Here is an 11508-nt window from a genome sequence, read left to right as displayed (position 1 = left end):
CAACCATGTGAATAAGGCGATTAATATGTGATTTCACGACTGTTTAGTGGACAGGGCAATAAAAAAACGCATGAGATTTCTTGTCTGAAACCTCATGCGTTCCCATTTGTTTTTTGAATATTTCCACCTCTGAAATAAACCAGTTAGACGAAAATTTATTCTTTCATCGATGTCTCTTGTTGATTTATTTTTATCACTTGCATTGGGTTGCCTCCGACAAATGCACCCGGAGGCACATCTTTATTGACAAGCGTTGCTGCCGAAACCACAGCCCCATCACCAATCGTCACCCCTGGTAAAATTGTCGAATTAGCGCCGATCATCACTTCATCGCCAATGACAACGTCACCGAGGCGGTATTCATCAATTAAGTATTCGTGCGTAAGAATCGTCGTATTGTAGCCAATCACACAATTACGACCAATCTTAATTTTTTCAGGAAACATAATATCTACCATGACCATTAAAGCTACAGACGTCTGACTTCCAACTTCCATACCGAGAAACGTACGGTATAACCAATTTTTCACTGACATAAATGGACTATAACGACAAAGCTGAATAACAATGAAAGTTTTCATGACTTTAAAAAACGATACCGTACGATACACTTGCCAAAGTGAATTCGACGACTTCACAGGATAACGGTCTGTCCGCCGACTCATGTCTCCTCGACCCCTAGGTGAGTCAGCAATTCTGGCATTGTTTCAAGCATGACATCCGGCTTGTAACTTGCCAACTTGTCTTTTCCTTGGATCGTCCATGCGACGCCGGCTGTATACGTGTTCGCATTTTGTCCACCAAGGATATCATGCTTACTATCGCCGATCATTAGCGCGCTCACTCTTGATGAGCCAAGTTGTGTCAATGCTTTATCAAGAGGTTCAGTTGCTGGTTTTACTTCTTCAACATCATCGAGTGTAATGGTGACATCGAAGAAACGCTCAAGACGAGAAAGTTTTAATCCACGTTCCGCCGTTTCACGACGCTTCGTTGTAACGATCGCCATTTTATAACCTTCCTGGTACAACCGTTCAACTGTTTCATAAACCCCTTCATATTCTTCAACGAGTTCATCGTGCTTCTCATGGTTATATGTGCGATATACATGTTCCATTTCTTTCGCACGCTCAGGATCAATCCTTTGAAACGTATCTGCCAATTGTGGCCCAATAAACGAAATCGCATCTTCTCGCGTATATTCACCAGGTTTAAATTGATCTAATGTATGCAAAAATGAACTAATAATTAACTCTACTGTATTAACTAGCGTTCCATCTAAATCAAATAGCAATGTATCGACATCTTTAAAAATCGGTTTCACATTACCTCTCCTTTCTTAATTAGGCCCCGTAGGCCCTCGACGCCTCTGCATCTCTTTTTTCTTTTCGGTTCCAAACAACGGCCACCGCCACTGTGAGAAGTACTGCTGTAACAATGCGAATAATCAATAACGGCCATACCGGGATGCCTAGCGGAATAAAAATAAGCGTATCTTCAATCACCGCGTGACAAGCAACGAGGAAGATAAACACGAGGTACAAGTCTTTCTTCGCTACACCATCCTCTTTTACCGCTTGAATCATCACACCAGCACCAAAAGCAAGCCCAAACATTAACCCCGCAGCTAACGTCGTGGATGTATTTTCACGAATACCTAGCATTCTCGTAAACGGAGACATCCAACGAGAAAACACATTCAACCAACCTAATTCTTTCATGATCTGAATACCCATCATAATCGGGATCACGATGGCAGCAAATTGGACAATCCCAAGTACCGCGCTTTCAACCCCTTGATAAACGATTGGCCAAAACCCATTCACCGTCTCTTGACTACTGGCAACAAGGCCATATTCGGCAATCTCTTGCCCACCTTGCCAAAAAAGGTTGATCAACCATGCTGACACGAGCGCTAAACCAATTCGCACGAGCAAAACGACCCATATTTTTAAACCAACTTGCTTGGCAACAGCTGATTCAACAAACAAATTATGAGAAAACGAAAGCATCACAGCTAAAATAAACACTTCTTTCACAGTCAGTTCAAGCGTTAAAATCGCACCGATTGCCGCATATAAATTCAATACATTTCCTAGAACGAGAGGGATGGCTGCTTCCCCTGACAACCCTAAAATAGACATCAGAGGGGCAAGTAGTGACGTCAAACGATCCATAACAGGTGTGTGACTTAACATCGTCACAAGTAACGTAATCGGAAAGATAATCTTCCCTAACGTCCATGTCGTTTTTAAACCGACCATCAACCCTCGTTTTAACATACCCATTTTCAAAAACCCCCAAATCACTCGGTTGATTAACAACGATGACGATAGAAGGTGACCATCTTTTTCCGTTTTAACAAGTCCCCTCTCGTTTCATACAATCTGTTTACTTTTTCTTCTTTCCTTTTTGTGCGTTATTTTTACTTTTCTTCGTTTCTTCGTCAAGATACCTTATGTTAGCTAACCCTTCTTTACGTCGATAAATGAGGAGCCCAATGGCACCGATGATAAGTAAAACTGACATGACTTGTGCTGTACGTAATACATCAAACATCATTAAACTATCTGTTCTCATTCCTTCAATAAAGAAGCGGCCAACTGAGTACCAGATGACGTATGTTAAGAATAATTCACCACGACGCAAATTCATCCTGCGTAATAACAGGAGTAAAACAACACCGACAATGTTCCATAACGACTCATATAAAAACGTCGGGTGATAATAGACACCATCAATAAACATTTGATCAATGATAAAGTCAGGAAGCATTAAGTTTTCTAAAAAACTGCGACTCACTTCCCCACCGTGAGCCTCTTGGTTCATAAAATTTCCCCAACGTCCGATCGCTTGACCGAGCAAAATACTAGGAGCGGTAATATCAGCGAGCTTCCAAAATGATAGTCCGCGTTTTTTCGCGAACACGACAGCAGTAATCACTGCCCCAATCAGACCACCATGGATTGCAAGTCCACCTTCCCAAATCGCAATGATCCTTCCTAAATCACCAGCATAATGCTGCCAATGGAAGATGACGTAATACAATCTCGCAGATATGATTGAAATTGGCAACGCAAAAATTAGTAAATCAGCGAGTGTATCTTTCGGTAATCCTCGTCGATCTGCTTCTCGATTTGCTAATAAATACCCGAGCAATGCCCCAACGGCAATAATCAAACCGTACCATTGGACCGTAATTGGACCAAGGTTAAAAGCAACCGGGTCTAACGGTTGTACTGAAGCAACCATTGTTTCCACCTCTCTCTATTCAATTCGCGCTTTTCATGATTTTCGATACAAGCTAAAACCTGTGCAAAGCGCAGTTACCGTTCATCGTCTCATACCTTTGTGAAGATTTCATTGAGAAAAATCAATTAAAATTCGTCTTGATCGCCTTCTTCAATCACATCCGTGAGACGATCCGAGAACTGTTGCGCAGCATTAATGCCCATTCGCTTTAAGCGGAAATTCATCGCAGCAACTTCAATAATGACCGCTAAGTTCCTTCCTGGTCTTACAGGAACGGTCATTTTAGGTACTTGTGTATCGAAAATTTTCATCTCATCTTCCGTCAAACCGAGACGATCGTACGTTTTATTTTCATCCCACAATTCTAAGTGAATCGCAAGCCCTATTCGTTTAAAGTTACGAACAGAACCGGCACCAAAAAGGGTCATAACATTAATGATACCGAGACCTCTAATTTCAAGCAAGTGTCTAATTAACTCAGGTGATTTTCCAATGAGCATATTATCATGTTCTTGATGGATTTCGACAGAATCATCAGCAACGAGACGGTGGCCGCGGCGAACAAGGTCTAAAGCCGTTTCACTTTTCCCTACGCCACTAGAACCTGTAATTAACACACCAATTCCATAAATATCGATTAACACCCCGTGAATCGCTGTCATCGGTGCTAGTTTACTTTCTAAGTAAGTCGTTAACTGACTACTTAAGCGCGTCGTCGATAAGTCAGCTCGAAGGATCGGTACACCTACATCGCGAGCAGCTTGCATTAATTGTTCAGGTACTTCTAAGTTACGAGATATAATGATGCCTGGTGTATCATATGTACAGAGGCGCTGCATCCGATCGTCTTTTTCATCTTCTGACAGTTCCGAAAAAAACGTCAATTCGGTTTTGCCGAGAAGTTGCAACCTTTTCGCTGGATAATAAGTAAAATATCCAGCCATTTCAATTCCTGGCCTTGATATATCACTTGTCGTAATTGGACGATAGTTAATATCATCATCTTGGTTGACGAGCTCTAAATGAAACTGTTCCATGAGATGTTGTGCTGTCACTTTGGGCATTGTTGTTCCTCCTTATCAATTACGAGCACTTATTCAAACACATTCGTACTTGTGCGTTTGTTCTTAAACAACCACATAAATCGTAGTAAATGTTTGACAAGATTTTATTATAACTTATTTATTTTACCATGATTCCCGTTAAGCCGTGAACATATCACATTTGTTTCACATATTTTACGCCAAAACTGTTTGTAAATGTTTGTCAACAAAAACAGCCTGCAACCGAACAATGTCCAGTTACAGGCTGTTTACCTTTGCTTTACCGATGATCACCTTGGCTTCAACATCAACGTATGAATCATCGTATTGAGAAGAGCCATGACGATCGCTGCAACAATCGCCATTCCAAATCCATCGATGACAAATTCACTACCCATTAGCGTCGAGGTCAATTGTAACATCAATGCATTGATAATAAATATGAATAAACCTAAGGTCAGAAACGTGATCGGGAGCGTTAATACGACGAGGATCGGCTTAACAAGCAGATTTACAAGCGCAAGAATAAAACTAGCTAATAAAGCCGCACCAAAACTTTCTATGTCCACACGAGTAAAAAAATGGGCGATAAACAGAAGGATGACACTGTTGACAAGTAATTGTAATAGCCAACCTGTCATTGGCGAACATCGCTTTCATTTGGCATGATAAATACACCAACGGCGTATGCAATAACCACTGGAAAAATGGCAAACGGGATCATTAATAATAGAAAGAGAATTCGAACAACCGTTGAGTCAATATTGAAATATTGCGCAACCCCTCCGCATACACCACCAATCTTTCGGTCATGCTCTGTACGATATAGTCGCTTCATTGCGTCACCCTCCTTTCCTCGCCAAGCACGTTATGGTTGATTACTGACGTTAATCGAACCTGTTCTTGTTTCCGCTTCAATATACAATAGAGGCGTTACATCACGATTAGACAAAAACGCCATCGACTTGGAAGCAAAATCTTTTTTCTCATCGATTGTTGTTAAATTCGGTAAGTCACAATGAATACCGCCAAGGTACGTTTTTAATTGACCCTCGGTTTTTACACTGTTCGGTACGTGAACAGTGACACTTCCCGTCGTCGTTTTAAAGTAACCTTTAGCAGAACGAGCGTCTGTTAACGTGTAATGGATTGAACCATTGAGGGTCTCAATATCCACCTCACCACATGCGACAGATAAATCTATGCTCCCATTTAACGTTTTTCCGCCTGCATGATGACAACGTAATTCTTCAATGGCAATACTTCCGTGAATCGTTTCAAGGTGAACGTCTTCTGCGTCAATTTTTTCGAATTGAATGCGGCCGTTAACGGTTTGCCCTTCAAATTTTTGCATGCTTAGTGTTTCCCCAGTCAACTTCCCATTAAACGCATAAAGTTTTACTTGTTGAAGTTTTCCTCTCGGGATACGAACAACAGTATTTACTTTCATGGATTTTGAAGGTGAACGAAACTGAAGCGCCCCCTCATGCAAAGAAAAGATCGCTTCATCAAGGAAAAAGCGCCGAGCTTCTTGGGCGTCCTTCACTTTATAAACTTTTACTTTACACTCTACACGTACATCGGGCTCATCCCATGCTTCAAATGTGATATCACCATTTTCAACAGAGATGTTCATATTTTCAACAGAGGCATCGGTATGTTGAAAAATATGTTCGACTTCGACAGAGGAACCAAAATTAAAGTCAAGGTCAAAATCTTTCACTTTCTGAACAGCGTCTTCAAAAAAATCTCCGAAACGACGCATCAAAGAAGTATCTTTATAGGTGCCACGATGCGCACCTCCAGCGTTCCAATCGACTTGCTTACTCAAAGACTGGGGTCCATTTTCAAAACTTGCCGACTCTGCTTCTTCTCCATTTTTAGCGTCACCGCCATCTTTTAAAGCATTTAATAGTTGAACCCCTTCTTCAGTACTAATTTTCCCGTCTTCAATCATCTTTAAAATCATTTTTCGTTCCTCTTGCATGACACGTTCCTCCTTTATCATCCTACCTATTGCCGAAAAAAACACATTCTTATGAAATTCGACCAATAAGCGAGTTAACGATTCATGACAAAACGTAAAGTCTCTTACACTTTGGGACCATTGCCAGTGTAACCGATGCGTTAACTTGATGTCGGCACATAAGATGCTGTTTCATCGACGCGTTCAGCCATACGTTTACGTTCTCTTTCCAGTATCGGTTTTAAATACTGCCCAGTATGAGACCTTTCAATTTCAGACACTTTTTCAGGCGTTCCTTCAGCGACAATTTCACCGCCTTTATCTCCACCCTCAGGACCAAGGTCAATAATATGATCTGCGGTTTTAATAACGTCCAAGTTATGTTCAATGACAAGAACGGTATCGCCATTTTTAACGAGGCGTTGTAGGACGTGCAATAAACGCTCAATATCATACACATGTAAGCCTGTCGTCGGCTCATCAAGAATATATAAAGTCTTGCCATTTGACCTACGACTCAATTGAGATGCTAGTTTTACACGTTGCGCTTCACCTCCAGAGAGCGTTGTCGCTGGTTGACCTAATGTCATATACCCTAAACCGACATCAAAAAGTGTTTGAATTTTTCGTTTGATCCGAGGAATGTTTTCAAAAAATGAAAGACCATCTTCCACAGTCATATCTAATACGTCTGCGATCGTTTTCCCTTTATACGAAACTTCTAATGTTTCACGATTATATCGTTTACCACCGCATTCTTCACATGGTACGTAAACATCAGGAAGAAAGTGCATTTCAATTTTTATGATACCATCGCCACGGCATGCTTCGCACCGTCCTCCTTTAACATTAAAACTAAAGCGTCCTTTTTTATAGCCACGCACTTTCGCTTCGTTTGTCATGGCAAATACATCACGTATATCATCGAAGACACCCGTGTACGTCGCTGGGTTAGAACGCGGTGTGCGCCCGATTGGAGACTGGTCAATATTGACGACTTTTTCCAAATGGTCGATACCTTCTAGCGCTCGATGCTTACCTGGCTTTTGCTTTGCTTTATGAAGCTTTTGGGATAACGATTTTTGTAAAATTTCATTAATAAGCGTACTTTTACCTGATCCTGACACGCCAGTTACAGCATTAAACACCCCTAATGGGATCGAAACTGACGTGTTTTGCAAATTGTTTTCTTTTGCACCTTTAATCGTAATTTTCCTATCGGTCACAGGACGACGTTCAATCGGTAGAGGAATAAACTTTCGACCGGCTAAATAGTCACCTGTTAATGACGAATCACTCTTTTGAATATCTTCAGGTGTACCTATCGCCGATATTTCTCCACCATGCGCTCCTGCACCTGGTCCAATGTCAACGATATAATCAGCAGCGAGCATCGTATCTTCATCATGCTCCACAACGATCAAGGTGTTCCCTAAATCACGCATCTTTTCAAGCGTTTGAATAAGACGGTGGTTATCCCGTTGATGAAGACCAATAGATGGTTCATCTAAAATGTACAAAACACCCATGAGCGAAGACCCAATTTGCGTGGCAAGACGAATTCGTTGCGCTTCTCCACCTGAGAGCGTACCAGCAGAACGAGAAAGGGTTAAATACTCCAACCCAACATTTATGAGAAATTCAAGGCGCTCCTCAATTTCTCGTAATATCATACGAGCGATTGTCATTTCTTTTTCATTGAGGGTTAACTGTTCAAAGAAGGCCTTGGCTTCTTTAATCGACATATCCGTCACTTCGCCGATATGTTTCCCAGCAATCAATACAGCTAAACTACCTTCTTGAAGTCGGTTACCTCGACATTTTGGACACGGTTTTTGTACCATGTAACTTTCCATTTGTTCACGAATGTAATCAGAACTTGTTTCATGATAACGGCGCGAAATGTTATTCATAACCCCTTCAAAATAAATTTCACGTTCACGGACTTGACCCGATTCATTTTCATAGCGAAAATAAAGTTTCTCCGCTCCACTGCCGTATAATATCCATTCGAGCTGTTCATCTGTTAATTGTTCAACAGGAACATCCATCGGTATATCATAGTGCGCGCACACACTTTGTAATAACTGTGGATAGTATTGTGAACTTGTCGGTTCCCATGCAGCAATTGCATGTTCATTTAACGTTCTGCGTGGATCAGGGATGACGAGCTCTTTATCCACTTCCAACTTGCTCCCTAAACCATCACAAGATGAACACGCTCCGAATGGGCTATTGAATGAAAACAAGCGCGGTTCTAAGTCACCAATCGAGAAACCGCAATGCGGACATGCGTGGTGTTGACTAAACAACAATTCTTCTCCATCAATAATATCGACCATCACACGCCCATCTGCCACGCTAAGCGCCGTTTCCAGTGAATCAGCTAGTCGTGTTTCTACACCTTCTTTGACGACAAGGCGGTCTACAACAATTTCTATGTCGTGCTTCTTATTTTTTTCTAAATTCATTTCCTCGGTTGCTTCACGCATTTCCCCATCAATACGAACGCGTACATACCCTTGTTTTTTTATATCCTCAAGAATTTTTACATGCTCACCTTTACGTCCAGACACAACAGGTGCGAGAATTTGACATTTTGTTCGTTCTGGATAAGTTAAAATGCGGTCCACCATTTGTTGAACCGTTTGTGACGAAATCTCCACCCCGTGTTTCGGACAAGTTGGGTGGCCGACTCGCGCAAATAACAATCGCAAATAATCATAAATTTCTGTGACTGTTCCGACTGTCGAGCGTGGGTTACGACTTGTTGTTTTTTGATCAATTGAAATCGCTGGTGACAAACCTTCGATCGCATCAACATCAGGTTTATCCATTTGTCCGAGAAACTGTCGCGCATAAGCCGATAAAGACTCAACATAGCGACGTTGTCCTTCTGCATAAATCGTATCGAAAGCAAGTGTCGATTTACCAGATCCTGATAATCCAGTAAATACGACGAGTTTATCACGAGGAATTGTCACATCCACATCTTTTAAGTTATGTGAACGCGCGCCTTTGACAACGATGTTTTCCAAAGCCATAGTTAACCGTCATCCTTCCGCCTTTAATTCATTAATAATATCGCGCAATTCAGCTGCCCGCTCAAAGTTTAATTCTTTCGCAGCTTGCTTCATTTCTGTTTCCATTCTCTCAATGACTTTTTCTCGTTCTTGTTTACTCATTTTCGGTGCTTCAAATACATCAGTAGCTTCATAGGTCTCGCCTTCCTCTGCTGCATATGTCGCTTGAATGAGTTGAGGAACCGCTTTTTGGATCGTTTGGGGTGTAATGCCGTGTTTTTCATTGTGTTCTTTTTGAATCGAGCGACGGCGTTTCGTTTCTTCAATCGCCACATTCATTGAATCTGTGATTTTATCCGCGTACATAATCACGTGTCCATTCGCATTTCGTGCTGCGCGCCCCATCGTTTGAATGAGTGAACGTTCAGCTCGCAGGAACCCTTCTTTATCTGCATCTAGAATTGTGACAAGGGACACTTCAGGTATATCTAGTCCTTCACGAAGCAGGTTGATTCCAACGAGAACATCAAACTCACCGAGCCGCAAATCTCGAATGATTTGAATACGTTCAAGTGTTTTAATATCCGAGTGTAAATATTTCACGCGAATACCGACTTCTTTCAAATAATTCGTAAGATCTTCCGACATTTTTTTCGTTAACGTCGTCACGAGTACTCTTTCATTCCGTTCACTTCTAAGGCGTATCTCTTCGATGAGGTCATCGATTTGTCCTTCGATCGGACGAACGTCTATCGTTGGATCTAAGAGACCCGTCGGCCTAATAATTTGTTCAACGACTTCCGGACACTTTTCCATTTCATAAGGTCCAGGTGTCGCAGAAACGTAAATCGCTTGATTGATATGCTTTTCAAATTCCTCAAATCGAAGTGGGCGATTATCCTTAGCTGACGGAAGTCGAAAGCCATGGTCAACGAGCACTTGTTTACGTGCTTGGTCCCCGTTAAACATGCCTCGAACTTGTGGTAATGTCACATGTGACTCATCGACGACGATCAGCGAATCATCAGGAAAGAAGTCCAATAACGTGTAAGGTGTAGCCCCTGCCTCACGAAACGTTAAATGACGAGAATAGTTTTCAATCCCTGAACAAAAGCCCATTTCTTGCATCATTTCAATATCATAGCGTGTCCGTTGCTCAAGTCGTTGCGCTTCAAGAAGCTTCCCTTGCTCGTTTAGCTCAGCTAGACGTTCCTCAAGTTCTTTTTCAATGTTGACGATCGCACGCTTCATTTTTTCTTCGCGTGTAACGAAGTGAGAAGCTGGAAAGATCGCTACATGCTCACGCTCCCCTAGCACCTCTCCTGTCAATGCATCGACTTCTGTCATACGATCAATTTCATCACCAAAAAATTCGACTCGGATGCAATGTTCGTCTCGGGAAGCAGGAAACACTTCAACAACATCACCACGAACCCGAAACGTTCCGCGTGTAAAGTTAATATCATTACGCTCGTATTGAATATCGACTAAATCTCTCAACAACTCATCGCGATCTTTTTCCATGTCTGTACGTAAAGATACAACGAGATCCCGGTACTCTTCTGGAGAACCTAAACCGTAAATACACGAAACACTCGCTACAATAATCACATCACGGCGTTCAAATAAGGCACTTGTAGCTGAGTGACGTAGTTTATCAATTTCATCATTAATACTGGCATCTTTTTCGATATATGTATCCGATTGTGGAATATAAGCTTCTGGTTGATAGTAGTCATAGTAGCTGACAAAATATTCGACAGCGTTGTTTGGAAAGAACTCTTTAAACTCACTGTAAAGCTGTCCTGCGAGTGTTTTGTTATGAGCGATAACTAGTGTAGGTTTATTGACTTCTTTGATAACATTTGAAATCGTAAACGTTTTTCCTGTACCTGTGGCTCCGAGTAAAGTTTGGTGTGTTTTATTTCCCTTAATCCCTTCGACAAGTTCACTTATTGCTTGGGGTTGATCACCTTGTGGATCATATTTTGATTGTAACTCAAACGTTTTCTCTATCTCGTTCACGTTACTCCTCCTTCCTGAAAAGAGAACATGTTAACGCTATGATTCAGTTCACATAAGCGAATTTTCGTCCATCACTATCGTTCACATTATACCATACGTTAAACCACAATCCACAAAATACGAACGTGCATTCTTTTCAGGTCTGCCCAAACCGCAGCCTATCCAAATACCCTATAAAGAAAAGAGAGGATCTCTCCTC

General features: G+C 41.6%; 10 protein-coding genes. All 10 read right to left on the bottom strand.

What is annotated here, in order from left to right; all coding sequences use genetic code 11:
• Positions 1–155: 155 nt before the first annotated feature.
• Positions 156–665, bottom strand: a complete 510-nt coding sequence (locus tag HNQ41_RS07970; RefSeq protein ID WP_184663885.1) for an acyltransferase — start codon at positions 663–665, stop codon at positions 156–158.
• Entirely contained in the window at positions 662–1315 is a 654-nt protein-coding gene (gene ppaX, locus HNQ41_RS07965) for a pyrophosphatase PpaX (RefSeq protein WP_184664010.1), read from the bottom strand. The genes HNQ41_RS07970 and ppaX overlap by 4 nt, the downstream gene beginning before the upstream one ends.
• Positions 1316–1343: 28 nt before the next feature.
• Complete coding sequence (locus HNQ41_RS07960) at positions 1344–2288, bottom strand: nucleoside recognition domain-containing protein (protein WP_184663884.1); 945 nt, start codon at positions 2286–2288, stop codon at positions 1344–1346.
• 103 nt (positions 2289–2391) lie between these two features.
• Positions 2392–3252, bottom strand: a complete 861-nt coding sequence (gene lgt, locus HNQ41_RS07955) for a prolipoprotein diacylglyceryl transferase (protein WP_184663883.1) — start codon at positions 3250–3252, stop codon at positions 2392–2394.
• A gap of 125 nt (positions 3253–3377) precedes the next feature.
• A complete protein-coding gene (gene hprK / locus HNQ41_RS07950) occupies positions 3378–4316 on the bottom strand; it encodes an HPr(Ser) kinase/phosphatase (protein ID WP_184663882.1) in 939 nt (312 codons plus the stop codon).
• Between the two features lie 269 nt (positions 4317–4585).
• Positions 4586–4936 carry a phage holin family protein gene (locus HNQ41_RS07945; protein WP_184663881.1) on the bottom strand — a complete coding sequence of 117 codons (351 nt, stop codon included), beginning with the start codon at positions 4934–4936 and terminating at the stop codon, positions 4586–4588.
• The gene (locus HNQ41_RS07940; protein ID WP_184663880.1) at positions 4933–5133 is read right to left on the bottom strand and encodes a PspC domain-containing protein; all 201 of its coding nucleotides are present in this window, start codon (positions 5131–5133) and stop codon (positions 4933–4935) included. Before HNQ41_RS07940 ends, HNQ41_RS07945 begins: the two co-directional genes overlap by 4 nt.
• Before the next feature lie 30 nt (positions 5134–5163).
• The gene (locus HNQ41_RS07935; protein ID WP_184663879.1) at positions 5164–6282 is read right to left on the bottom strand and encodes a DUF4097 family beta strand repeat-containing protein; all 1119 of its coding nucleotides are present in this window, start codon (positions 6280–6282) and stop codon (positions 5164–5166) included.
• A gap of 140 nt (positions 6283–6422) precedes the next feature.
• Positions 6423–9305 carry an excinuclease ABC subunit UvrA gene (gene uvrA, locus HNQ41_RS07930; RefSeq protein ID WP_184663878.1) on the bottom strand — a complete coding sequence of 961 codons (2883 nt, stop codon included), beginning with the start codon at positions 9303–9305 and terminating at the stop codon, positions 6423–6425.
• Between the two features lie 9 nt (positions 9306–9314).
• Positions 9315–11300, bottom strand: a complete 1986-nt coding sequence (uvrB, locus tag HNQ41_RS07925) for an excinuclease ABC subunit UvrB (protein WP_184664009.1) — start codon at positions 11298–11300, stop codon at positions 9315–9317.
• Positions 11301–11508: the final 208 nt, after the last annotated feature.

This window comes from Texcoconibacillus texcoconensis, from assembly GCF_014202575.1.
Taxonomy (GTDB): Bacteria; Bacillota; Bacilli; order Bacillales; family Salisediminibacteriaceae; genus Texcoconibacillus; species Texcoconibacillus texcoconensis.
Note: the sequence above shows the minus strand (reverse complement) of the source record. Positions and strands in the feature narration are given on the sequence as shown.